At 71.6% G+C, this 24,239-nt stretch carries 17 protein-coding genes; 5 read left to right on the top strand and 12 right to left on the bottom strand.

Annotation, left to right across the window (positions count from 1 at the left end; translation table 11 throughout):
* Positions 1-684: 684 nt before the first annotated feature.
* Positions 685-2,628: a TIGR03960 family B12-binding radical SAM protein gene (locus tag ACWDBB_RS25290; RefSeq protein ID WP_449791779.1), complete on the bottom strand. Its 1,944-nt coding sequence runs from the start codon at positions 2,626-2,628 to the stop codon at positions 685-687.
* Positions 2,629-3,202: 574 nt separating this feature from the next.
* Here ACWDBB_RS25290 and ACWDBB_RS25285 point away from each other — a divergent pair.
* Entirely contained in the window at positions 3,203-4,507 is a 1,305-nt protein-coding gene (locus tag ACWDBB_RS25285) for a M14 family zinc carboxypeptidase (RefSeq protein WP_449791778.1), read from the top strand.
* A 125-nt stretch (positions 4,508-4,632) separates the two neighbouring features.
* Here the strand turns inward: ACWDBB_RS25285 and rodA are convergent, their stop codons facing one another.
* The 8 genes from rodA to folC all read right to left on the bottom strand — a co-directional run bounded on the left by rodA (position 4,633) and on the right by folC (position 13,541).
* Entirely contained in the window at positions 4,633-5,832 is a 1,200-nt protein-coding gene (gene rodA / locus ACWDBB_RS25280) for a rod shape-determining protein RodA (protein WP_449791777.1), read from the bottom strand.
* The gene (gene mrdA / locus ACWDBB_RS25275) at positions 5,829-8,153 is read right to left on the bottom strand and encodes a penicillin-binding protein 2 (RefSeq protein WP_449791776.1); all 2,325 of its coding nucleotides are present in this window, start codon (positions 8,151-8,153) and stop codon (positions 5,829-5,831) included. The genes rodA and mrdA overlap by 4 nt, the downstream gene beginning before the upstream one ends.
* A 51-nt stretch (positions 8,154-8,204) precedes the next feature.
* The gene (mreD, locus tag ACWDBB_RS25270; protein WP_449791775.1) at positions 8,205-8,843 is read right to left on the bottom strand and encodes a rod shape-determining protein MreD; all 639 of its coding nucleotides are present in this window, start codon (positions 8,841-8,843) and stop codon (positions 8,205-8,207) included.
* 3 nt (positions 8,844-8,846) lie between these two features.
* On the bottom strand, positions 8,847-9,818 hold the full coding sequence (mreC, locus tag ACWDBB_RS25265; protein ID WP_449791774.1) for a rod shape-determining protein MreC: 972 nt from the start codon (positions 9,816-9,818) through the stop codon (positions 8,847-8,849).
* A gap of 115 nt (positions 9,819-9,933) precedes the next feature.
* A complete protein-coding gene (locus tag ACWDBB_RS25260) occupies positions 9,934-10,959 on the bottom strand; it encodes a rod shape-determining protein (protein ID WP_049648984.1) in 1,026 nt (341 codons plus the stop codon).
* Positions 10,960-11,287: 328 nt separating this feature from the next.
* Positions 11,288-11,701 carry a nucleoside-diphosphate kinase gene (gene ndk, locus ACWDBB_RS25255; RefSeq protein ID WP_030233800.1) on the bottom strand — a complete coding sequence of 138 codons (414 nt, stop codon included), beginning with the start codon at positions 11,699-11,701 and terminating at the stop codon, positions 11,288-11,290.
* A gap of 108 nt (positions 11,702-11,809) precedes the next feature.
* Complete coding sequence (locus tag ACWDBB_RS25250) at positions 11,810-12,148, bottom strand: DUF4233 domain-containing protein (RefSeq protein ID WP_449791773.1); 339 nt, start codon at positions 12,146-12,148, stop codon at positions 11,810-11,812.
* Between the two features lies 1 nt (position 12,149).
* Positions 12,150-13,541, bottom strand: coding sequence for a bifunctional tetrahydrofolate synthase/dihydrofolate synthase (gene folC, locus ACWDBB_RS25245; RefSeq protein ID WP_449791772.1), 1,392 nt, complete (start codon positions 13,539-13,541; stop codon positions 12,150-12,152).
* 184 nt (positions 13,542-13,725) lie between these two features.
* Here folC and ACWDBB_RS25240 point away from each other — a divergent pair, with 184 nt between their 5' ends.
* The 3 genes from ACWDBB_RS25240 (at position 13,726) to ACWDBB_RS25230 (ending at position 18,049) form a co-directional block, all read left to right on the top strand.
* Positions 13,726-15,159, top strand: coding sequence for a glycosyltransferase family 2 protein (locus ACWDBB_RS25240; protein ID WP_449791771.1), 1,434 nt, complete (start codon positions 13,726-13,728; stop codon positions 15,157-15,159).
* A gap of 48 nt (positions 15,160-15,207) precedes the next feature.
* On the top strand, positions 15,208-16,353 hold the full coding sequence (wecB, locus tag ACWDBB_RS25235) for a non-hydrolyzing UDP-N-acetylglucosamine 2-epimerase (protein ID WP_449791770.1): 1,146 nt from the start codon (positions 15,208-15,210) through the stop codon (positions 16,351-16,353).
* Positions 16,354-16,519: 166 nt separating this feature from the next.
* Positions 16,520-18,049, top strand: a complete 1,530-nt coding sequence (locus tag ACWDBB_RS25230) for a chitinase (protein ID WP_449791769.1) — start codon at positions 16,520-16,522, stop codon at positions 18,047-18,049.
* A 36-nt stretch (positions 18,050-18,085) separates the two neighbouring features.
* Here the strand turns inward: ACWDBB_RS25230 and ACWDBB_RS25225 are convergent, their stop codons facing one another.
* The gene (locus ACWDBB_RS25225) at positions 18,086-18,610 is read right to left on the bottom strand and encodes a hypothetical protein (RefSeq protein WP_449791768.1); all 525 of its coding nucleotides are present in this window, start codon (positions 18,608-18,610) and stop codon (positions 18,086-18,088) included.
* Positions 18,611-18,894: 284 nt separating this feature from the next.
* Positions 18,895-21,534: a valine--tRNA ligase gene (locus ACWDBB_RS25220; RefSeq protein ID WP_449791767.1), complete on the bottom strand. Its 2,640-nt coding sequence runs from the start codon at positions 21,532-21,534 to the stop codon at positions 18,895-18,897.
* Positions 21,535-21,726: 192 nt separating this feature from the next.
* Between ACWDBB_RS25220 and ACWDBB_RS25215 the strand changes: the two genes are divergently transcribed.
* Positions 21,727-22,596 carry a hypothetical protein gene (locus ACWDBB_RS25215; protein WP_449791766.1) on the top strand — a complete coding sequence of 290 codons (870 nt, stop codon included), beginning with the start codon at positions 21,727-21,729 and terminating at the stop codon, positions 22,594-22,596.
* Positions 22,597-22,673: 77 nt separating this feature from the next.
* Here the strand turns inward: ACWDBB_RS25215 and clpX are convergent, their stop codons facing one another.
* Positions 22,674-23,963 (bottom strand): ATP-dependent Clp protease ATP-binding subunit ClpX, encoded by a 1,290-nt coding sequence (gene clpX, locus ACWDBB_RS25210; protein WP_045696864.1) that lies wholly within the window; start codon positions 23,961-23,963, stop codon positions 22,674-22,676.
* Positions 23,964-24,239: the final 276 nt, after the last annotated feature.

Genomic DNA, 24,239 nt, shown 5'->3' with positions numbered 1-24,239 from the left:
CTATGTCCCGGTCCGGGTCACTGCACCGGACATCTGTCACCAGTAAGGGTACGCGCCCCGCCCGCCCCCTTTCCCCGCCGGTCCTGGCCCCTTCGCCCCACTCGCGCCCGAAAGGCAGCCGGCCGGCGGGCCCGCACGACCGCAGGGCTCGGCAGCATTCATCCAACGACAGCAGTGTTAGCAATATCATCCGTTTATCTATCGGCCATGCATGGCGATCCAGGGAATCACCCCGACATGGAATGCGCAATGCCCACTCTCATTCCTCTTGCGACTGTGCGAACAATGCCGCGACCAAACGTCTCGCGACCCTCCAGAAGAGCACCATCGCGATCACGGTGATCGCGGAAATCCTCAGATCGTGGCGTTTACCGGACCTGCCCGGCGGCCTCAATCAGGATGAGGCCAGACGGAGTGTTCCAGGTGCGCAATTACCGGCACTACCACTTCCCCAACAACGAGGCGTCGCTGGATTCCACTCCCAGCTACATGTTCGCGGCGACGAACAGCGCAGGTGCGCCCGGATCGAGACCCTGACCCGGCATGAACGGCGGACCGTCGCCCGCTGCGTGACCCACTGACCCTTAGGCCGTAGCCCGCGGCCGGCACCACCCCACCCGCAGAACCAGTGGAGCCCTCCCCGAAAACCCGGGGAGGGCTCCACACGTCGCTCCGGGCGACGGGTTACTTCTGCTGGTCGGCGCCGCCGACGACCGTCAACGGCAGCAGCTTCTTGCCCGTCGGGCCGATCTGGATCTGGGTGTCCATCTGCGGGCACACACCGCAGTCGAAGCACGGGGTCCAGCGGCAGTCGTCGACCTCGACCTCCTCCAGGGCGTCCTGCCAGTCCTCCCAGAGCCAGTCCTTGTCGAGGCCGCTGTCCAGGTGGTCCCAGGGCAGCACCTCCTCGTAGCTGCGCTCGCGGGTGGTGTACCAGTCGACGTCGACGCCGGTGCCGGCCAGGCCCTTGTCCGCGCAGGCCATCCAGCGGTCGTACGAGAAGTACTCGCGCCAGCCGTCGAAGCGGCCGCCGTCCTCGTAGACCTCGCGGATGACCGCGCCGACCCGGCGGTCGCCGCGGGAGAGCAGGCCCTCGACGATGCCGGGCTTGCCGTCGTGGTAGCGGTAGCCGATGTTCTTGCCGTACTTGCGGTCGCCGCGGATCGAGTCGCGCAGCTTGGCGAGGCGGGCGTCGGTGTCCTCGGCGGACAGCTGCGGGGCCCACTGGAACGGGGTGTGCGGCTTGGGCACGAACCCGCCGATGGAGACGGTGCAGCGGATGTCGTTCTGGCCGGTGACCTCGCGGCCCTTCTGGATGACGTTCTTCGCCATCTCGCCGATCTGGAGCACGTCCTCGTCGGTCTCGGTGGGCAGGCCGCACATGAAGTACAGCTTCACCTGGCGCCAGCCGTTGCCGTACGCGGTGGCGACGGTGCGGATCAGGTCCTCCTCCGACACCATCTTGTTGATCACCTTGCGCATGCGCTCGCTGCCGCCCTCGGGGGCGAAGGTGAGGCCCGAGCGGCGCCCGTTGCGGGACAGCTCGTTGGCGAGGTCGATGTTGAAGGCGTCGACGCGGGTGGACGGCAGTGACAGGCCGATCTTGTCCTCGGTGTACCGGTCCGCGAGGCCCTTGGCGATGTCGCCGATCTCGGTGTGGTCGGCGCTGGACAGCGACAGCAGGCCGACCTCCTCGAAGCCGGTCGCCTTCAGCCCGCGCTCCACCATCTCGCCGATGCCGGTGATGCTTCGCTCCCGCACGGGGCGCGTGATCATGCCGGCCTGGCAGAAGCGGCAGCCGCGGGTGCAGCCGCGGAAGATCTCCACGGACATCCGCTCGTGCACCGTCTCCGCGAGCGGGACGAGCGGCTGCTTCGGGTACGGCCACTCGTCGAGGTCCATCACGGTGTGCTTGGACACCCGCCACGGCACGCCCGGGGCGTTCGGCACGACGCGGCCGATCCGGCCGTCGGCCAGGTACTCCACGTCGTAGAACTTCGGGACGTACACCCCGCCGGTACGGGCCAGGCGCAGCAGCAGCTCGTCCCGGCCGCCGGGGCGGCCCTCGGTCTTCCAGGCGCGGATGATCTCCGTGATGTCGAGGACGGCCTGCTCGCCGTCGCCGACCACGGCGCAGTCGATGAAGTCCGCGATCGGCTCCGGGTTGAAGGCCGCGTGGCCGCCGGCCAGGACGATCGGGTCCTCGTCGGTGCGGTCCTTGGCCTCCAGCGGGATGCCGGCCAGGTCGAGAGCGGTCAGCATGTTGGTGTAGCCGAGCTCGGTGGAGAACGACAGGCCGAACACGTCGAAGGCCTTCACCGGGCGGTGGGCGTCGACGGTGAACTGCGGGACGCCGTGCTCGCGCATCAGTGCCTCGAGGTCGGGCCAGACGCTGTAGGTGCGCTCGGCGAGCACGCCCTCGCGCTCGTTCAGCACCTCGTAGAGGATCATGACGCCCTGGTTGGGCAGGCCGACCTCGTAGGCGTCGGGGTACATCAGCGCCCAACGGACGTCGCAGGCGTCCCAGTCCTTGACGGTGGAGTTGAGCTCGCCGCCGACGTACTGGATCGGCTTCTGGACGTGCGGGAGGAGGGCCTCCAGGCGTGGGAAGACCGATTCGACAGTCATGTACTAGGAACCCTTACGACGTGATTCGATGCCGAGAGCCGGCACGGGAGGGGTGACCCTCAAGGGTAGCCCAATCCGGGGAACGGGCCGTCTGCCCCGGTTCACGGGCCCTCGGTGCTCCGGCGCGCCCCGGACGGCCGGAGTCCGCCCGCACACGCCCGCACCCGCCGGTACCAGCCGGTGCCCGCCGCCGACCGCCGGTGCCCGCCCCTGCCCGCCCCGGCACGTGCGGTGGTCGCCCGCCGGCCCGTGCCGTCCGCCGTTGACACGCCCGGACGGGCCGTGCGGTACTGACAGGGCTCCGCCAAAGAGATCTGCACCCCTTCCGGACAAGGAAGTTGAGTCGTACGCTCGGCCCTCGTCGGTTTTCCGGCCGGCGCGCCTCTTCCCTCACCACGGGCCGCCGCAGCACCAGCCCTGTCCGCCCTGCCAGGCCCGTCCCGCCCCGCTCGGCCGCCGTTCCCGGCCCCGCGGTGCCGCCCCGTCCGTCCCCGTCCCCCGCCCGCACGCCGTGCCCGGCGGCGCACCCGCACGCCCGCGCCCCGGCGGCCGTACGACCGGCGCTAGGAGAACCATGACCGACACCGGTCGGCGGATCCGCCCGCTCCGGCCCCTCGACACCCGGCCGGCCCGCTACCCCACGCCGGCCCAGGCCGAGTCCGCCGCGCGGCGGCTCGCGCTGCGGCACCCGGACCGCTGCCGGCTCCGCGAGGTGGGCCGTTCCCGGGCCGGGCGCCCGCTGATGCTGCTCTCCGTGGACCGCGGGCCGCGCGCGGTGCTGGTGGTCGGCGGCCCGCACCCCAACGAGCCGATCGGCACCGCCGGAACGGTCCGGCTCGCCGAGGTGCTGCTGGACGCCCCCGCCCGCCCCGGGCTCTCCTGGCACCTGCTGCTCTGCCTCGACCCGGACGGCGCCGCGCTCAACGCCGGCTGGCTGGACGGCCCGCTCACCATGCGGCGCCACTACGAGCACTTCTTCCGCCCCTCCTTCGAGGAGCAGCCCGAACTGCTGCCCGCCCCCGGCTCCGGCCGCCCGCCGATGCCGGAGAGCCTGGCACTGACCGGCCTGATCGACGAGCTGCGCCCCTTCCTCCAGTGCTCGCTGCACGGGGTGGACTTCGGCGGCGCGTTCGTGCAGCTCACCCGCCCGGTCCGGGGCCTGGCCGGGCGCTTCGCCCGCTCCGCGGAGCGGGCCGGCGTCCCGCTCGACGTGGACCCCTACGACGCGATCGGCTGGGCCAGCCCGGACCCCGGCACCTATCTGATGCCGGCCCCGGGCGCCGGGGGCTCCCGGGCCCTGCCGGACGAGCCCGAGCTGTCCACTTGGTCGTACGCGGCGGGGTACGGCGCGGTCAGCGCGGTCCTGGAGGTCCCGATGTGGGCCGTCGACGCGGTCGGCGACGCCCGCCCCCACCCGGCCGGGGCGCAGGCCCTCGCGGCGGCGGCCCGCGACCTCACCGTCCGCGCCGAGCAGCTCACCGCCCTGCTCCCGGCCGTCCCCGCGCACGGCGCGCGCGCGTACGGCGCCGAGGCGTCCGGCGCGCTGCTGCGCACCGTCGAGTCCAGTCTGGCGGTCGCCCCGCGGGTGGCCGGGGAGTGGCTGGAGCGCTGGGGCGCCGAGCCGCTCACCGTCTCCCGGGTGACCACCGCCGGACTGGTCGCGGCCCGGGTGCCGCTGCGGGTCGCGTCGATCCTGCTGCGGCTGCTCGCCGACGCCCGCGGGCCCGCCGCCGAGGCCTCCCGGGACCGCGCCCGCGCCGTCGTCGGCGACGGCCTGGACCGGCTGCGCCATCGTTTCGGCGTCCGCTGGGTCCCCGTCCAGGAGCAACTCGCGCACCAGACCCGCGCCGTCCTCGCCACCGCCGACTGCCTCCGCTAGGGCCGCGTCCACGACCACGTCCATGTCCGCGTCCGACCGGTCACACCGGCCGCGGCGCGACGGGCCGCGGCACGACGGCGGGGCCGGCCCGGGAAGTCCCGGACCGGCCCCGCCGCGGAGCGCGCTCAGGCCGCTATCGGCCGCTGGCTCCGCACCGCCTGGAGCAGCCCGATGGCCAGCCAGTTCGCGAACATCGACGAGCCGCCGTACGAGACGAACGGCAGCGGGATGCCCGCGACCGGCATGATGCCCAGGCACATCCCGATGTTCTCGAAGGCCTGGAAGGACAGCCAGGCGATGATCCCGGCCGCCACGATCGTCCCGTACAGGTCGGTCGCCTGCCGGGCGATCCGGCAGGCCCGCCAGAGGATGACGCCGACCAGCGCGATGATCGCCAGCGCCCCGATGAAGCCCAGCTCCTCGCCGGCCACGGTGAACACGAAGTCGGTCTGCTGCTCCGGCACGAACTGCCCGACGGTCTGGGTGCCGTGGAACAGCCCCTTGCCGGTCAGCCCGCCCGAGCCGATAGCGATCCGGGCCTGGGCGGTGTTGTAGCCGACGCCGTTCGGGTCCAGCTGCGGGTTGGCGAAGGCGGCGAAGCGGTCGATCTGGTACTGGCTCAGCAGCCCGAACTTCCAGATCGCCACGCACCCGGCGGTGCCCGCCATCAGCAGGCCGAGCACCCAGCGGTTCGCGGCGCCCGAGCCGAGCAGGATGCCGAGCACGATCGCGGCCATCACCATCACCGAGCCGGCGTCCGGCATCAGCATCACTATGGCCATCGGCAGGCCTGCCCAGAGCAGGCCCCGGAACACGGCCCGGTGCGAGGGGAACTCCCGCTCCCCCGCGTCCACCTGGTCCGACAGCACGACCGCCATCGCCAGCACGATCGCGAGCTTCGCGAACTCGGCCGGCTGGATCGAGAAGCCGCCGCCGAGCTGGATCCACGAGTGCGCGCCGTTGATGGTCGAGCCGAGCGGGCTGAGCGTCGCCAGCAGCATCACGATCACGCCGACGTACAGGAACGGCACGATCGTGCGGAAGCGCCGGCTCCCTATCGCTATCACGACGGAGCACAGCACCAGCCCGACCACGAAGTTGGTCAGGTGCCGGTACAGGAAGTACTGCGGGTCCCCGTGGGTCAGCGAGTCGCGCCCGCGGGTGGCCGACCAGACCAGCAGCGAGCTGCCGGCCGACAGGGCCAGCGCGGCCACCAGCAGTATCCAGTCCAGCCGCCAGAGCGGGGAGTCCTTGGCCAGGGCCTTGGAGACCCCGCTGCGCTGAGGGGCCAGCCGCAGCTGCCGGTACGAGCCGTAGGAGGTCATGCCCGTCCCCTTCCCGGTCCGCGCGAGGGTTCGAGCGCGGCGTCGGCCGCGGTGTACGACGCCGGACGGTCGGTCGGCGGCGTCCGGTCGAGGAAGGCCGTCGCGGGGACCGGCTGCGCCGCGTCCGCGTCGGGCAGCGCATCGGCCGGCACGACGCTTGCCGCCTGGAGCTGAGCCGGGCCCTGGCCCTGGACGCCCGCCGCCTGGCCGGCGCCGTACGCGACCGGCTTGATGATCGCGGTGCCGTCCGGGTTGAACTTCGGCAGCTCGGACTGCGGCGCGGGCAGCAGCGCCCTGCCGTTGTCGATGGTGCCCTTGTCGTCCACGCCGTACAGCGCCTGGTAGATCCGGCGGATGGCGTCACCGGAACCGCCGGAGCCGGTGCCGCCCTGGCTGATCGTCATGACGACGGCGTAGTCCTTGCTGTACGTGGCCAGCCAGGAGGTGGTCTGCTTGCCCTCGACCTCGGCGGTGCCGGTCTTGGCGTGCAGCGCGATCTTGTCCTGCGGCCAGCCGTTGAACTTCCAGGCGGCGGTACCGGACTTGATGACGCTCTCGGTGGCCTGGTCGATGTAGCTGAGCAGCTTCTGGTCGCCGGGGAACTGGGCGTCCGCCTGCGGGGCGATCTCGCGGACGAGGTCCCCGCCCGGGCTTATCACGGCCTTGGCGATGGTCGGCCGGTAGAAGGTGCCGCCGTTGGCCAGCGCCGAGTAGATCCGGGCCATCTGGACCGGGGTGACGAGGGTGTCGCCCTGGCCGATCGCGAAGTTGACGGCGTCACCGGCGCGCATCTGGTAGCCGTCGACGCAGTTCTCCCGGGCGATCTGGTCGGAGTAGCTGTTGCCGCCCTTCTGCCCCTGGGCGCACCAGGCGTCCTTGTTGTTGTCGTAGAAGGACTGCTTCCACTGCCGGTCCGGCACCCGGCCGGGCACCTCGGCCGGCAGGTCGATGCCGGTCTTGGCGCCGAGGCCGAACTGGTGGGCGGTCTTGAAGAACCAGTCGGCCGGGTCCTTCTTGGGCTTGATGCCGCCGTCCTTCATCCACTGGTCGTACGCCAGGCCGTAGAAGACGGTGTCGCAGGAGACTTCGAGCGCCTTCTCCAGGGAGATCTGGCCGAAGTTCTCGCTCTCGAAGTTCTTGAACTCGCGGCCGCCGATGGTCATGCTCTTCGGGCAGTCGTAGCGGCCGTCCAGCGAGTAGCCGGCCTGCACGGCGGCGGTGGTGGAGATGACCTTGAAGGTCGAACCGGGGGCGGACTGGCCCTGTATGGCCCGGTTCAGCAGCGGGAAGTTGGACTCCTTGCTGGTCAGCGACTGGTAGTCCTTGCCGCTGATGCCGCCCACCCAGAGGTTCGGGTCGTAGGTCGGGGCGCTCGCCATCGCGACGATCCGCCCGGTGTGGACGTCCATCACCACGGCGGCGCCGGAGTCGGCCTCGTAGTTGCGGTTGGTGACCTTGTCGAAGGTGTTCCTGGCGTCGTTCATGGCCTGTGCCAGGTTGTCCTCGACCACCTTCTGCACCCGGGCGTCGATGCTGGTGACCAGGTTGTCGCCGGTCTGCGGGGCGACGGTGCCGGCGTTGCCGATCACCCGGCCGAGGTTGTCCACCTCCAGCTTGGTGATGCCCGCGGTGCCGCGCAGGTCGCGGTCGTACACCGACTCCAGGCCGGCCCGCCCGATCTGGTCGGCCGGCAGGTAGCGGTCCAGGCCGCTCTTGCCGGCGGTCTTGCTGACCTCCTCGTCGGTGACCGGCGAGAGGTAGCCGAGCACCTGGGCCATGTTGGCGCCCTCGGCGCCGGTGTAGTGGCGCACGGCGGTGGGCTGCGCGGTGACCCCGGGGAAGTCCTCGCGGCGCTCCATTATCTGCATCGCCTGCTGGGTGGTCGCCTCCTTGGTGACCGGGATCGGCTGGTACGGCGAACCGTTCCAGCAGGGCTGCGAGGTCTTGGCGTCGCAGAGCCGGACCTTCTCCTGCACGTCCTTGGCGGGCATCCCCAGCACCTCGGCCAGCCGGGACAGCACCGCCTTGCCGCCGTCCTTCTGCTGCAGCAGCGAGGTGCGGCTGACGGAGACCACCAGCCGGGTCTCGTTGCCGGCCAGCACCCGCCCGGACGCGTCCAGGATCTCGCCGCGGACGGCCGGCTCGACCACCTCGCGGATGTGGTTGCCGGTCGCCTTCGCGGTGTACTCCTTGGCGTTGCGGATCTGCAGGTACCACAGCCGCCCGCCGAGGGTGGCGAGCAGCGACAGCACCAGGATCTGCAGCACCACCAGACGGATCGTCACCCGTCGGGTGCGTCCGGTCTCGGGGATGTTGCTCACGTCTCGTGCGCTCCAGGATGCGGGGAGGTCGGGTGGTCGGGGCCGGGCCGGTTACGGGCGGCGGGCGAAGCCGGGCACGCGCCGCTTCTTGTACGACGGGCCGGAGGAGGTCTCGCGGGTGGTCCGGTAGCGGGACAGCGTGCCCAGGCCGGAGCCGCCCTCGTCGTCGTCCGCGGCGGTCACCGGGTCGCGCCCGAAGCGGCGGCCGAGGTACATCACCAGCGGCACCACGAAGGGCGCCAGCAGCAGGTCGTAGAGCAGGGCGCTGATCACCAGTCCGCCGAGGCCGACGTGCCGGGCCGCGGTGTCGCCGACCAGGGCGCCGACCATCGCGTAGAGCAGGGTGGAGGCGACCGCCGCGACGCCGACCACGACCAGCGAGCCGGCCACCGAGCGCTGGCGGCCGTGGTCCGGGCGCAGCAGTCCGGCGGCGTAGCCCATCAGGCAGAGCACCAGCGCGTAGCGGCCGATCGCGTGGTCGGAGGGCGGCGCGAGGTCGGCCAGCAGTCCCCCGAAGAAGCCGACCAGGCAGCCGCCGGTGGGCCCGTAGACCATGGCGAGGCCGACCACGACGAGCAGCAGTATGTCCGGAGTGGCTCCCGGGAGCTGGAGCCGGCCGAAGACGCTGACCTGGAGGATCAGGCCGAACAGGACGAGGCCGGCGGAGACGGGGATGCGGGCGAGGCGCATGGCTCAGTTCCCCCCAGTGGGCTGTGCGGGCGGGGCGGCGGGCACGACGGCCGGGGCCTGGCCGGGGAGCGCGGCCGGGACCTGGCCCGGCGCGGCGGCCGGCTGGCCCGGGGCGGGCGCCGGCGGCAGGACGGCGTCGCGCGGGTCGGTGCGCGGCGGCACGACCACCACGCCGACCAGGTCCAGCCGGGTGAACTGGACGAAGGGCTCGACCAGGACGGTCTTGGTCAGCTGGCCGGCGTTGGCCTGGACCTCGGTGACCTTGCCGACCGGGACGCCGGGCACGAACGGGCGGCCGCTCTGCGAGCCGAAGGTGACCAGTCGGTCGCCGGCCTTGACCTGGGCCTTGCCGTTGAGCAGGGAGACCTTCATCGGGCTGTCGCCGCCGCCGGAGGCGAAGCCGATCTCGCCGGTGCCCTCCAGCCGGGTGCCGGCCGAGAAGCCGGGGTCGGAGGCGAGCAGCACGGTGGCGGTGGTCGGGGCGACGGTGGTGATCCGGCCGACCAGGCCCTGGCCGTTGATCACCGTCATGTCGCGGGTGAGGCCGTCGTCGCTGCCTGCGTCGATGGTGATGGTCCAGGAGAAGCCCTGGGCCGGGCCGATCGCGATGACCTGGGCGGCCTTGACGGTGTAGCCGCCGGAGCCGGCGGTGCGCAGCAGGTCGTCCAGTTGCTTGGTGCGCCCGGCGGCCATGTCGGAGGAGGCGAGCTTCTGCCGCAGTTCGGTGTTCTCGCGGGCGAGCTGGTCGGTGCGGCCGCTGTCGGTGGCCGCGTCCCGGAAGGCGCGGACGGTGTCGGCGACCGGGTCGACGACGGTGGCGGCGCCGCGCTCGACCGGTCCGAGGACGCGGGCGGCGGCGTGCCGGGCCGGGCCGAGCGGGGAGTCCTCACCGCCCTTGATGTCCACGGTGATCAGCGCGAAGGCGACGGCCACCAGCAGGATCAGCAGCAGCCGGCTCTCTCGTGTGTCCCTCACGGTGCTGGTACTGCCCCTTCGTACCCGGCCGCCGCCCGGGGCCGTGGGGCCCGGGCGGCGGCCCGTTCAGTCGAGTGTCGGATGTGACGCGTGGTAGCGGTGGTGCGGCGACCTGTCAACGACGCGGTGAGGCGTCGAGTACCTGCTGGAGCGCCTCGAACTCCTCGACGCACTTGCCGGAGCCGAGCGCGACGGAGTCGAGCGGGTTCTCCGCGATGTGGATCGGCATGCCGGTCTCGCGGCGCAGCCGCTCGTCCAGTCCGCGCAGCAGGGCGCCGCCGCCGGTGAGCACGATGCCGCGGTCCATGACGTCGCCGGCCAGCTCGGGCGGGCACTGGTCGAGGGTGGTCTTGACCGCGTCGATGATCGCGTTGACCGGCTCGTCGATGGCCTCGCGGACCTCGGCGGCGGAGATGACGACGGTCTTGGGCAGGCCGCTGACCAGGTCGCGGCCGCGGATCTCGGCGTGCTCGTCCTTCTCGCCCTCGAGGCCGAAGGCGCTGCCGATGCTCATCTTGATCTGCTCGGCGCTGCGCTCGCCGAGGAGCAGCGAGTACTCCTTCTTGATGTGCTGGACGATCGCGTTGTCCAGTTCGTCGCCGGCCACCCGGATGGACTGGGCGGTGACGATGCCGCCGAGGGAGATCACGGCGACCTCGGTGGTGCCGCCGCCGATGTCGACGACCATGTTGCCGGTGGCCTCGTGGACGGGCAGGCCGGCGCCGATGGCGGCGGCCATCGGCTCCTCGATGATGTGCACCTGGCGGGCGCCGGCCTGGGAGGAGGCCTCGATGACGGCGCGGCGCTCGACGCCGGTGATGCCGGAGGGCACGCAGACCACGACGCGGGGGCGGGCGAGGTAGCGGCGGCGGTGGATCTTGAGGATGAAGTACCGCAGCATCCGCTCGGTGATCTCGAAGTCGGCGATCACGCCGTCCTTGAGCGGGCGGATGGCGACGATGTTGCCCGGGGTCCGGCCGATCATCTTCTTGGCCTCGGCGCCGACGGCGAGGATCCCGCCGGTGTTGGTGTTCACCGCGACGACGGACGGCTCGTTCAGGACGATGCCCTTGCCCCTGACGTACACCAGCGTGTTGGCTGTTCCGAGGTCGATCGCCAAGTCGCGGCCGATGAACGACAGGTTGCTCGCCATGGGGTGTGGGTGCCTTCCCGGGCTCGGAGTTCATGGGGGGTGGACGAATGCGCGCCCACGCTTGGGCGGAGACCAGCTGAGCTGCCTTACCGGGCCCTTGAGTCGCGTCCATCGTAGTCACGCCGCGCGGTACGGACATCGACGTGGGGCATACCGTCCATTGTCCGGGGCGTGATCGCTTCTCCGAGGATTGGGACGCCGTGTCGGCGCCGCCAGTTCCCTATTTCACGATAAGAATGCCCCGGCCGGGCCAATGGTCCCGACCGGGGCGGTACTAACGTCCCCCGGGCGTGTCGCCCGGTTCCGGCTCGCCGGATCAGGCGTGCGCGGGGAAGAAGATCTTGATCTCGCGCTCGGCGGACTCGGGGGAGTCGGAGGCGTGGATCAGGTTCTCGCGGGTGATCGTCGCGTAGTCGCCGCGGATGGTGCCGGCCCCGGCCTCCAGCGGGTTGGTGGCGCCGGCCAGCATGCGGATGCCCCTGACGACCTCCTCGCCCTCGACGATCAGCGCGATCGACGGACCGGAGGTCATGAACTCCAGCAGCGGCTCGTAGAACGGGCGGCCGACGTGCTCCGCGTAGTGCTGCTCCAGCGTCGCCCGGTCGAAGGTGCGCAGCTCGATGGCGGCGAAGCGCCAGCCGGCCTTGCGCTCGATGCGGCTGATGATCTCGCCGGCCAGGCCGCGGCGGACGGCGTCGGGCTTGAGCAGGACGAGAGTGCGCTGGGACACGGTGCGTCTCCTGGGGATTCGGTTCGGCAGACAGTCGGGTCGACAAGCGGTGCCGACAGGGCAGAGGCTACCTTGCGCACACGGCGTGTCGGTCGGCCGGTCCGGGCCTCAGGGGTGTACGGCGGCGGCCCGGGCGGCCTTGAAGTCGTCCACCTTGCGGCCGTAGTGCACCGAGCACCACCACAGGCCGGCGAAGACCACGCCGAGGCCGAACATGGTCGGCAGGATGAAGCCGGCGGCGATCAGTCCGATCTGCAGCGCCCAGCCGATCTGCACCGCGCCGGGGCGGTTGATCATGCCGCAGAGCGCGATGCACAGGGCCATCGCGATGCCGCTGACCGTCCAGATCTCCCCGGTGGAGACGTCGGAGAGCCTCATCGCGACCAGCGCCGCGAACATGATCAGGAGCGCTTCGCCGATCAGCGTCGAGGAGCAGAGCGTCCTCATGTCACTTCCTCCCGAGCAGCAGGCGGGCCTCGCCCACCGTGATGACCGAACCGGTGACCAGCACCCCGGCGCCACCGAGGTCGCCCTCCTCCTCGGCGAGGGTGACGGCGGCGGCGATGGCGTCGTCGAGCCGGGGCTCGACCTGGACGCGGTCCTCGCCGAAGACCTCGACGGCCAGGGCGGCGAGCGCGTCGACGTCCATCGCGCGGTGGGTGGAGTTCTGGGTGATGACGACCTCGGCCAGGATCGGCTCGAAGGCCTCCAGTACGCCGGCCACGTCCTTGTCCCCGGAGGTGCCGATCACGCCGACGAGGCGGGTGAAGCCGAAGGACTCGGTGAGCGCGGCCACGGTGGCGCGGGCTCCGTGCGGGTTGTGGGCGGCGTCCAGGATGATCGTGGGGCTGCGGCGGACGACCTCCAGGCGGCCCGGCGAGGAGACGCCGGAGAAGGCCTGGCGGATCTTCTCCACGTCCAGCTGCCCGCCGCGCGCGCCGCCGACGCCGAAGAAGGCCTCGACCGCGGCGAGGGCGAGGGCCGCGTTGTGCGCCTGGTACTCGCCGTGCAGCGGGATGAAGACGTCCTCGTACTCCTCGCCGCCGAGTCCGCGCAGCGTCACCAGCTGGCCGCCGACGGCGAGTTCGCGGCGGATCACGCCGAACTCCATGCCCTCGCGGGCGACCGTGGCGTCCACCTCGACGGCGCGGCGCAGGATGGTCTGGGCGGCGTCCAGCTGCTGCTGGGCGACGACGGCGACGGAGCCGGACTTGATGATCCCGGACTTCTCGCCCGCGATCTCACCGGTGGTCTCGCCGAGCTTGTCGGTGTGGTCCAGTCCGATCGGGGTGATCACCGCGACGGCGGCGTCGATGACGTTGGTGGCGTCCCAGGAGCCGCCCATGCCGACCTCGACCACGGCGACGTCCACCGGGGCGTCGGCGAAGGCTGCGTAGGCCATGCCGGTCAGCACCTCGAAGAAGGACATCGGCACCGGCTGGGCCGCGTCGACCATCTGCACGTAGGGCTCGATGTCGCGGTAGACCTCGACGAAGCGCTCGGGGGTGATCGGGGCGCCGTCCAGGCTGATCCGCTCGGTGACGGACTCCACGTGGGGGCTGGTGTAGCGGCCGGTGCGCAGCTCGAAGGTGTTGAGCAGCTGCTCGATCATCCGGGCGGTGGAGGTCTTGCCGTTGGTGCCGGTGATGTGGATGGAGGGGAAGGACCGCTGGGGCTGGCCCAGGATGTCCATCAGCGCCTCGATCCGGTCGAGCGAGGGCTCCAGCTTGTTCTCCGGCCAGCGCTCGGAGAGCTCCACCTCGACGTCGCGCAGGGCGTCGCCGGTGCCGCCGTCGACGGGGCGGATGGTGTACGGGTTCGGGTCGGCCTTGTCGCTCACGACCACAGTCTACGGAGCGCCGACGGGTCCTCCTCACGGGGTGAGAACGACCACTTTGCCCGTTCTTTTCCATGATCATCTAGTTTTGTCCCTTTACTATTGATTTGGCGATTTGACCCGCAATGAAGCATCGATTCGCAGCCAATAGGAGCCTTCTACCTTTGATCACGAGGAGCATCGCACCATGCCTGACGCCCTGCACGACTGGATCGTGCTCCGCCAGGACGCCGTCGTCTGGGTCGCGGGACTGATCTCGCTGGCCCTCGTCGGCTACATGGCCCTCGTCTTCGGACGCTTCCTCGTGTACTGGGCGGGCTCCCGGCACGCCTTCCGACACAACCGCCCCGCCGAACCCGGCGACCCCACCGCCTTCCGCTGGCACCTGGTCATCCCCTGCCGCGACGAGGAGGCCGTGGTCACCCAGACCCTGGACGGCCTGCGGGCCGCCGCGCCCGAGGCCCACCTCTGGGTGATCGACGACGACAGCGAGGACGCCACCCGCGAGCTGGTGCTCGCCGCCGCGGCCCGCGACCCGCGGGTGCACCTGGTCCAGCGCCGCCGCCCGCACGCCCGGATCGGCAAGGGCGCCGCCCTCAACGCCGCCTACCGGGAGATCTCCGCCTGGCTGCCCGAGGACGCGGACCGCTCCCGGGTGGTGATCGGCGTGGTCGACGCCGACGGGCAGCTCGACCCGGGCACCCTCGCCCAGGTCTGCAACGCCAGGGCGCTCGGCCGGCCCGACACCGGCGCCGTCCAGATCGGCGTCCGGATGCGCAACGCCGACGACGAGCTCCCGCTGCCCGGCCGCGGCCGGGCGGCCAACGCCCTGGCCCGCGCCCTGGTGCGGATGCAGGACGTCGAGTTCCAGGCCACCAACACCGGCATGCAGCTGCTGCGCCGCCGCACCGGCAGCGTCGGCCTCGGCGGCAACGGCCAGTTCGTCCGCCTCACCGCCCTCGACTCGCTGACCGCCGAGGAGGGCCGGGCCGGCCGCCCCTGGCCGGAGCGCGCCCTGCTGGAGGACTACGAGTCCGGCCTCGACCTGCGGCTGGCCGGCTGGCGGCTCACCCACGTCACCGAGGCCCAGGTCTCCCAGGAGGGCCTGATCTCGGTGCGCCGCTTCCTCACCCAGCGCACCCGCTGGGCCCAGGGCAACATGCAGTGCCTGCGCTACACCGGCCGGGTGCTGCGCTCGCCGCACTACACCCTCTCCGGCAAGGCCGAGGTGCTGTACACCTTCCTCCAGCCGGTGGTCTGCGTGCTGCTGGTGCTGCTCTTCCCGCTCTCGCTCGGGATCACCGGTGCCGGGGCGGTGCTCTTCCCCGAGGAGACCGCCGAGTTCCAGCTCAGGTTCGGCCCGTGGATGCTGCTCGTCTTCGTGCTCGCCACGCTGCCGATGGTGTTCTGGGGCTTCGCCTACCGCAGGACCGCCCACCCCGACCGCGGCCGGCTGACGGCGCTGCTCTGGGGCCTGCTGGTCTGGCTCTACGCCTACCACCTGTTCGTGGTCGCCACCCGGGCCGCGGTCCGGATGCTGCTCGGCCGCAACGGCTGGGCCAAGACCCGCCGCAACGCCGAGAAGGTCGCCCTCGGTGCCCCCACCGCGCTCGAGTCCTGAGCCGCCCCCACGCCTCCCCCACGCACCACGTCCCGACCGGAGTCCCGCATGAGCACGTGCCTGCCCCCGTCCAGCGTCGCCGTCGTCCTCGGCACCCGCCCCGAGCTGGTCAAACTCGCCCCGCTGATCCACGAACTCGGCGACGCCACCCGGCTGGTGCACACCGGCCAGCACTGGGACGAGGCGATGTCCGGCCGCTTCCTGCGCGACCTCGACCTGCCCGAGCCCGAGCTGCTCACCGGCGTCGGCGGCCGCCCCCGGGCCGGCCAGATCGCCCGGTCGCTGGGCCAGCTGGACGCCGCCTTCGCCGAGGACCGCCCCGCCGCCGTGGTCGTCCAGGGCGACACCAACGCCACCCTGGCCGGGGCGCTGGCCGCCAACGCCCGGGAGATCCCGCTGGTCCACGTCGAGGCCGGGCTGCGCAGCTTCGACCGGGCGATGCCCGAGGAGCACAACCGGGTGATGGTCGACCACGTCTCCGACCTGCTCTGCGCCGCCACCGGGGAGAACGTCGCCAACCTGCGCGCCGAGTCGCTGGCCGAGGAGCGGATCGAGCTCACCGGCAACACCGTCGTCGAGGTGGTCCGCCGTCAGCTGCCGGACGAGGCCGCCCGCGCCGCGCTGCTCGCCGCGCACGGGCTACGCCCGGACGCGTACGTGCTGGCCACCGTGCACCGTCCGGAGAACACCGACACCGCCGAGGCGCTCGGCGCGGTGCTCGCCGAGCTGGACCGGATCGCCCGGGCCGGCACCCCGGTGCTGTTCCCGATGCACCCGCGCACCCGGGCCGCCGTCGAGCGCTTCGGCCTGGACGGCCTGCTGGAGCGCCTCGCCGTCACCGGCCCGGTCGGCTACGGCGACTTCCTGGGCCTGGCCGGCCACGCGGCGCTGCTGGTCTCCGACTCCGGCGGCGTGCAGGAGGAGTGCACCGTGCTCGGCCGCCCGCTGCTGGTGGTGCGCCGCTCCACCGAGCGACCGGAGGCGATGGCGGCCGGCTTCGCCGCTCTCGTGCGGCCCGGCGAGGAGCTGGGCTCCCTGGCCCGCGCCTGGCTCTCCGACTCCTCCGAGCGGCTCGCCCGGCTGGCGGCCACCCCGAGCCCGTACGGCGACGGCCTGGCCTCGGCCCGGATCGCCGCGCTGACCGCGGCGATCGCCGCGCCCGCAGAAGCCGAGGCGGTGCCACCGGCCGCCTGACGCCCCCTTGACAGCAGAATTGGTCTACTCCACCTTGTGAGGCAAGTCTCCGTTCCCGACCGGGACTTGAGTTGTCGGTAGCTCCCGCAAGCGCACCATCGACACCCCGGACGGCGTTCCTCCCCCACGAGGCGCCGCCGGGCCCTCCCCCACTGGAGATGGAGTCATGCCACCTGCCCGACACCGGCGCACCCGCGCCGTCCACTCGCTGCTCGCCGGTGCGAGCGCCGTCGCCGTCGGCCTGAGCGGCCTCGTACTCGCCGGCGGCACCGGAGCCCACGCCGCCGACACCGACCTGATCACCAACGGCGGCTTCGAGACCGGGAACCTGTCCGGCTGGACCTGTTCGAGCGGCACGGTCCAGAGCACCACCACCCACTCCGGCACGTACGCCCTGCAGTCCACCCCGGGCGGCGTCGACACCGGCGAGTGCACCCAGACCGTCCTGGTGAAGCCCTCCTCCTCGTACACCCTGAGCTCCTGGGTCCAGGGCTCGTACGTCTACCTGGGCGCCCGCGGCACCGGCGGCACCGACCCGAGCACCTGGACCCCCGGCGGCACCGGCTGGACCCGACTGAGCACGAGCTTCACCACCGGCCCGAACACCACCAGCGTCACCGTCTACCTGCACGGCTGGTACGGGCAGCCGGCCTTCGCCGCCGACGACGTCTCGCTGCTCGGGCCCGGCGGACCGCAGCCGTCACCGAGCCCGACCGCCACGGCCTCGCCCAGCCCGACGCCCACCGCCACGGACACCGGCAGCCCCTCCCCCACCGCCACGTCCACCGGCAGGCCGCCGAACCTGCCCAAGCACATCCTCACCGGCTACTGGCAGAACTTCGACAACGGCGCCACCGTCCAGCGGATCAGCGACGTCCCGGCCGCCTACGACATCATCGCGGTCTCCTTCGCGGACGCCACCGCCACCCGCGGCGGCCTGGGCTTCACCCTCGACCCCACCCTCTCCTCCCGCCTCGGCGGCTACACCGACGCCCAGTTCAAGGCCGACATCGCGGCGAAGCGGGCGGCCGGGAAGCGCGTGGTGCTCTCCGTCGGCGGGCAGAACGGCACGGTCTGGGTGGGCGATTCCGCCTCCGCCGCGAACTTCACCGGCACCGCCTGGGCGCTGATGCAGAGTTACGGCTTCGACGGGATCGACATCGACCTGGAGAACGGCATCAGCTCCACCTACATGGGCCAGGCCCTGCACGCCCTGGCGGCGAAGGCGGGAAGCGGGTTCATCCTCACCATGGCCCCGCAGACGATCGACATGCAGTCGACCGGCATGGAGTACTTCAAGCTGGCGCTGAACGTGAAGGACATCCTCACCATCGTCAACATGCAGTACTACAACTCCGGTGCGATGAACGGCTGCGACGGGAACGTCTACTCGCAGGGCACCGAGAACTTCCTCACCGCGCTGGCCTGCATCCAGCTCAAGGGAGGGCTGCGGCCCGACCAGGTGGGCCTCGGGGTGCCGGCCTCCACCAGCGCCGCGGGCGGCGGGTACCTCGCCGCCGGCACGGTCAACAGCGCGCTGGACTGCCTCGCCTCCGGCACCAATTGCGGCAGCTACAAGCCGGACGCCACCTGGCCGGGCATCGGCGGCGCGATGACCTGGTCGACCAACTGGGACGCCAAGGCGGGCAACCCGGTCGCGAACACCATCGGTTCGCACCTGCACGCCATGCCGTAACCGGCGCGACCGGCCTGCCGGAGGCCCGGGCCGGGGTCAGACCCCGGCCCGGGCCTCCGGCACGTGCGCGGCACCGCCGTGCCGACGACGCAACTCGGCCGTGATCTCGGCCAGTTCACCGTCGGGCAGCAGCGGCAGCATCATCGCGACGCCCTGCAGCAGACCGCCCAGCAGGAAGGTGGTGTCGGGCGTCGCCGCCACCAGGCCGCGGACCTCGGCCACCTCGCCGGCCGCCACCGCCTCGATCAACTGGGCGGCGTTCGCGGTCTCCTCGTCCACCTCGACCGCACCGGTGTCCTCGGGGGCACGCCGGGCCATCGCCCGCAGCACCTTGTCGCCGACCTCGGGGGCGTACGCCTTGCGGACGGCCTCGGCGGCGATCCAGGCGAGCAGGGTGGTCACCTCGCGCTCGGCGTGCTCGGCGAACAGCAGGTCCAGCTCGTGGTCGAACGCGATCTGGTTGCCGTGCCGGAACGCGAGCAGCAGGGTCGCCGCCCTGGCCTTGGCCTCCTCGACCGCCTCGGCAGGCAGTTCGTCGGCCAACTCCTCGGTCACCACCACGCCGTGCCCTCCCGTCCGTCGCTCAGCAAAAACGCCCATTCGGAAACTCCGTGCACACGGTACACAGCTGACCTGCAAACTTCTGCGAACGCGCGCGGGCAAGACCGGAATCAATTCGCTCGGAATAGGACCTCACCCGGTCGCAGGATGATAATTAGCCGGAAGGGAGCAATGTTGCTGGGCTATTAGGCGTAGCGAAAGCGGCCCGGAAGGCAGCCCCGGAAAACGCCGAGGGCCGCACCCCGCGCGTCGCGGAGTACGGCCCCTTCGGCGAAACCGGCGGCTCAGCCCTGCGGCAGCGCCGCGAGCTGGGCGGTGATCCGGGCGATGTCGGCCTCGGCGGCCTCCTGACGGCCCCGGATCTTGGCGACCACCTCGTCCGGCGCCTTGGCGAGGAACGCCTCGTTGCCGAGCTTGGCGGTGGTCTGGGCCTTCTCCTTCTCGGCGGCCGCGAGGTCCTTGGCCAGGCGCTTGCGCTCGGCCGCGACGTCGATCGTGCCGGAGAGGTCCAGCGCGACGGTGGCGCCGGCGACCGGCAGCGAGGCGGTGGCCGCGAAGCCCTCCTCGGGGACGGTCAGCCGCAGCAGCGAGCGGATCGCGTTCTCGTGGACGGCCGGCACGGTGCCGGCCAGCTCCAGCCGGGCCGGGACGCGCTGCGCGGGCTGGAGGCCCTGGTCCGAACGGAACCGGCGGACCTCGGTGACCACCTGCTGGAGCGTGGCGATCTCCGACTCGGCGGCCGCGTCACGGTAGCCGCTGTCCTTCGGCCACTCGGCCACGACCAGTGACTCGGCGCCGGTGAGCGCCGTCCACAGCGCCTCGGTGACGAACGGGACGATCGGGTGCAGCAGCCGCAGCGTGACGTCCAGGACCTCGCCGAGGACCCGGCGCGAGGCGTCCGCCTGCGGGCCGCCCTTGCCCAGGGTGGTCTTGGAGAGCTCGACGTACCAGTCGAAGACCTCGTCCCAGGCGAAGTGGTACAGCGCGTCCGTGGCCTTGGCGAACTGGAAGTCGTCGTACAGCGCGTCCACCTTGGCGACGGTGGCGTTCAGCCGCGACAGGATCCAGCGGTCGACCGCGGTCATCTCCTCCGGCGCGGGCAGCGGGCCCTCGACGGTGGCGCCGTTCATCAGCGCGAAGCGGGTCGCGTTCCAGATCTTGTTGCAGAAGTTGCGCGAGCCCTTGACCCAGTCCTCGCCGATCGGCACGTCGGCGCCCGGGTTGGCACCGCCGGCCAGGGTGAAGCGGACGGCGTCGGCCCCGTAGGCGTCCATCCAGTCCAGCGGGTCGACCGCGGTGCCGGAGGACTTCGACATCTTCTTGCCGAACTCGTCGCGCACCAGACCGGTCAGGGCGACGGTCTTGAACGGCGCCTCGCCGTCCATCGCGTACAGGCCGAACATCATCATCCGGGCGACCCAGAAGAAGATGATGTCGTGGCCCGTCACCAGGACGTCGGTCGGGTAGAACTTCTCCAGGTCGGCGGTCTTCTCCGGCCAGCCGAGCGTGGAGAACGGCCACAGGCCGGAGGAGAACCAGGTGTCCAGGACGTCCGGGTCCTGGACCCAGCCCTCGCCGGTCGGCGGCTGCTCGTCCGGACCGACGCAGACGACCTCGCCCTCGGGGCCGTACCAGACCGGGATCCGGTGGCCCCACCAGAGCTGGCGCGAGATGCACCAGTCGTACATGTTGTCGACCCAGTCGAAGTAGCGGCGCTCCAGCTCCTTCGGGTGGATCTCCACCTTGCCGTCGCGGACGGCGTCGCCGGCGGCCTTGGCCAGCGGCTCGACCTTGACCCACCACTGCAGCGACAGCCGCGGCTCGACCACGGTGTGGCAGCGCGAGCAGTGGCCGACCGCGTGCATGTACGGACGCTTCTCGGCGACGATCCGGCCCTGCTCGCGCAGCGCGCCGACGACGGCCGAACGGGCCTCCAGCCGGTCCATGCCGAGGAAGGGGCCGTGCACGGTGATCGCACCGCGCTCGTCCATGACGGACAGGTTGGGCAGGTCGTGGCGCTGGCCGATGGCGAAGTCGTTCGGGTCGTGGGCCGGCGTCACCTTGACGGCGCCGGTGCCGAACTCCGGGGCGACGTGCTCGTCCGCGACGACCGGGATCTCACGGTCGGTCAGCGGCAGCTTGATGGTGCGGCCGACCAGGTGCTTGTAGCGCTCGTCCTCGGGGTGGACGGCCACCGCGGTGTCGCCCAGCATCGTCTCGGCCCGGGTGGTGGCGACGATGATCGAGTCGTCGCCCTCGCCGTAGCGGATCGAGACCAGCTCGCCCGGCACGTCCTCGTGCTCGACCTCGATGTCGGACAGCGCCGTGAGGCAGCGCGGGCACCAGTTGATGATGCGCTCGGCGCGGTAGATCAGGCCGTCGTCGAAGAGCCGCTTGAAGATGGTCTGGACGGCCTGGGACAGGCCCTCGTCCATGGTGAAGCGCTCACGCGACCAGTCCACGCCGTCGCCGAGGCGGCGCATCTGGCCGAGGATGCGGCCGCCGTAGCTCTTCTTCCACTCCCAGACCTTCTCGACGAAGGCCTCGCGGCCCAGGTCGTGCCGGGACAAGCCGGCCTCGGCGAGCTGCTGCTCGACCTTGTTCTGGGTGGCGATGCCGGCGTGGTCCATGCCGGGCAGCCAGAGCGTCTCGTAGCCCTGCATGCGCTTGCGGCGGGTCAGCGCGTCCATCAGCGTGTGCTGGAAGGCGTGGCCCAGGTGCAGGACGCCGGTGACGTTCGGCGGGGGGATGACGATGGCGTACGCGGGCTTGTCGCTGTTCGCGTCCGCGGCGAAGTACCCACGGTCTACCCAGCGCTCGTACAGCTCGCCCTCTACGTCCGCGGGGGTGTAGGTCGTCGGGAGGGTTGCTGCTTCGTCCCCGGCAGAGGTGCTCACGGGGCGCTGGTTCGTCGTGTCGGTCACGACGCACAGTTTACGTAACAGGGGGGAGGGTCACGAAACCACTTCCGGCGCGCCCGGGCGGGCCGCCGCCGGACGGCCCCCGCCCGGCACCGTGCGGTAGCGTGCCCGAAAACCCGTCCGGCGGACCGGACGGGTCCGGAACGACCGGACACCACGACAGGCCGCGGGTGCGGCGGGGGAGCACGAACGCAGATGTACGGCCAGGGACAGCAGTACCCGCAGGGACAGCCGCAGCCTTACGGCGGCCAGCCGCCGCAGTACGGGGGGCAGCCGCCCCAGTACGGCCAGCCGCCCCAGCAGCCCTACGGCGCACCCCAGCCCCCGTACGGCCAGCCGCAGTACGGCCAGCCGCCGCAGCAGCCCTACGGCGCGCCCCAGCAGCCGTACGGTGTGCCGCCGCAGGCGCCGTACGGGCAGCCGGGCTACCCGCCGCCGCCCCAGCCCAAGGGCAAGGGCGGCCTGGTGATCGCGCTGGTCGTCGGCGCGCTGGTGCTGGGCGGCGGCGGCTTCGCCGCCTGGAAGTTCCTCGGCGCCTCGGGCGGCAGCGACTCCGGCGGCAGCTACAAGATCTCCACCCCGCAGAACCTCCCGGAGGGCTACGTCCAGAAGACCGCCAAGGAGGAGGCCGTCGACCCGTCCAAGCCCGAGGCGAAGGACGCCGACAAGTACGGCAGCAACCTCAACGTCGTGGTCGCCACCTACAACAAGGGCGGCGACCCGACGGACGGCATCTCCGTGGCCGGCCTGTACGGGACGATCAACGACCCCGGCCAGATCATCGAGGACTCCAAGAAGGGCGGGTCGGGCCTCGCCTGGAGCACTCCGCTGGCCGATTTCCCGGCCCAGGACGGCCACGCCTCCAACGGCCGGCTCTCCTGCGGCGTCTACACGCTGCAGGCCCTCAAGACCCAGTCCACGGTCTGCATCTGGGCGGACAAGTCGACCTACGCCCGGGTGACCTTCACCAAGGTCTCCGCCGGCGGGGGCGCCCAGGCCCTCACCGTCACCCAGGCCGCCGAGCGGACCCGGGCGATCCGGGACGCCATGAAGGTCGCCAGGTAACGCCCGCGCGCACGAGGAGGGGCCCCGCACCGGATCCGGATCCGGTGCGGGGCCCCTCTCGCATGCGGGTCTTCGGGTCAGGCGCTCTTCTCCCGGCGCTCGCGCTTGATCATGTCGCGCGGCACCAGGGTGGGGATGGCGTGCTTGGAGACCACGTCACCGGTGACCACCACGCGGGCGACGTCCTGGCGCGAGGGGACCTCGTACATCACGGACATCAGCACCTCCTCCATGATGGCCCGCAGTCCGCGCGCGCCGGTGCCGCGCAGGATCGCCTGGTCGGCGATCGCCTCCAGCGCGTCCCGGGAGAACTCCAGCTCCACGCCGTCCAGTTCGAACAGCTTGCGGTACTGCTTGACCAGCGCGTTGCGCGGCTCGGTGAGGATCTGGAGCAGCGCCTCGCGGTCCAGGTTGTGCACGCTGGTGATCACCGGCAGACGGCCGATGAACTCGGGGATCATGCCGAACTTCACCAGGTCCTCGGGCATCACCTGACGGAAGTGGTCGCTGGCGTCCGACTCCCGCTTGGAGCGGATGTTGGCGCCGAAGCCGATGCCCTTGGCACCCGCGCGGCCCTCGATGATCCGCTCCAGGCCGGCGAACGCGCCGCCGACGATGAACAGCACGTTGGTGGTGTCGATCTGGATGAACTCCTGGTGCGGGTGCTTGCGCCCGCCCTGCGGCGGCACCGAGGCGGTGGTGCCCTCCAGGATCTTCAGCAGGGCCTGCTGCACGCCCTCGCCGGAGACGTCCCGGGTGATCGACGGGTTCTCGCTCTTGCGCGCGACCTTGTCGATCTCGTCGATGTAGATGATCCCGGTCTCGGCCTTCTTGACGTCGTAGTCGGCCGCCTGGATCAGCTTGAGCAGGATGTTCTCGACGTCCTCGCCGACGTAGCCGGCCTCGGTCAGCGCGGTGGCGTCCGCGATCGCGAACGGCACGTTCAGCATCCGGGCCAGGGTCTGCGCCAGCAGCGTCTTGCCGGAGCCGGTGGGGCCCAGCAGCAGGATGTTGGACTTGGCCAGCTCGATGGCGTCCTCGCGGCCGTTGCCACCGCTGCGGCCCGCCTCACCGGCCTGGACGCGCTTGTAGTGGTTGTAGACGGCGACCGACAGCGCCTTCTTGGCGAGGTCCTGGCCGACCACGTACTGGTCCAGGAACTCGTAGATCTCGCGCGGCTTCGGGAGTTCCTCGAAGCGCACCTCGGAGGTCTCGGCGAGTTCCTCCTCGATGATCTCGTTGCACAGGTCGATGCACTCGTCGCAGATGTACACGCCTGGGCCGGCGATCAGCTTCTTCACCTGCTTCTGCGACTTGCCGCAGAACGAGCACTTGAGCAGGTCGCCACCGTCTCCGATGCGTGCCACGAGGTGCTTCCCCTTCGCCAGGGGCCCCGCAGGGTTCCGGGGCCTGGTGCTGTGGACCGTCAACGCCGACGGCGCTCGGTCTCGCTATCCGACGGTACTCTGCCGGGCTCGTGATTCCGTCCTCTTCGCCAGGTCTGCCCTACGCCCTGGGCGAATTGATACCGAACAGATGCCGTCGCGCGGGCCCGCCGATGGGCCGGGGCGGGGTGCGCGACCGGGACCATCGACGCACCCCCCACCTCGACCTCCTCGACCGACACGTCGGGCACATCCTCC

The organism is Kitasatospora sp. NPDC001095 (assembly GCF_053598615.1).
The sequence above is the reverse complement of the archived record's forward strand: the minus strand, read 5'-3'. Positions and strand labels throughout refer to the sequence as shown.

Bases quoted from the DNA above. Each gene is read 5' to 3' on its own strand.
- ACWDBB_RS25290 (WP_449791779.1), bottom strand. From the start codon at position 2,628: ATGACTGTCGAATCGGTCTTCCCACGCCTGGAGGCCCTCCTCCCGCAC.
- ACWDBB_RS25285 (WP_449791778.1), top strand. From the start codon at position 3,203: ATGACCGACACCGGTCGGCGGATCCGCCCGCTCCGGCCCCTCGACACC.
- rodA (WP_449791777.1), bottom strand. From the start codon at position 5,832: ATGACCTCCTACGGCTCGTACCGGCAGCTGCGGCTGGCCCCTCAGCGC.
- mreD (WP_449791775.1), bottom strand. From the start codon at position 8,843: ATGCGCCTCGCCCGCATCCCCGTCTCCGCCGGCCTCGTCCTGTTCGGC.
- ACWDBB_RS25250 (WP_449791773.1), bottom strand. From the start codon at position 12,148: ATGAGGACGCTCTGCTCCTCGACGCTGATCGGCGAAGCGCTCCTGATC.
- ACWDBB_RS25240 (WP_449791771.1), top strand. From the start codon at position 13,726: ATGCCTGACGCCCTGCACGACTGGATCGTGCTCCGCCAGGACGCCGTC.
- wecB (WP_449791770.1), top strand. From the start codon at position 15,208: ATGAGCACGTGCCTGCCCCCGTCCAGCGTCGCCGTCGTCCTCGGCACC.
- ACWDBB_RS25230 (WP_449791769.1), top strand. From the start codon at position 16,520: ATGCCACCTGCCCGACACCGGCGCACCCGCGCCGTCCACTCGCTGCTC.
- ACWDBB_RS25215 (WP_449791766.1), top strand. From the start codon at position 21,727: ATGTACGGCCAGGGACAGCAGTACCCGCAGGGACAGCCGCAGCCTTAC.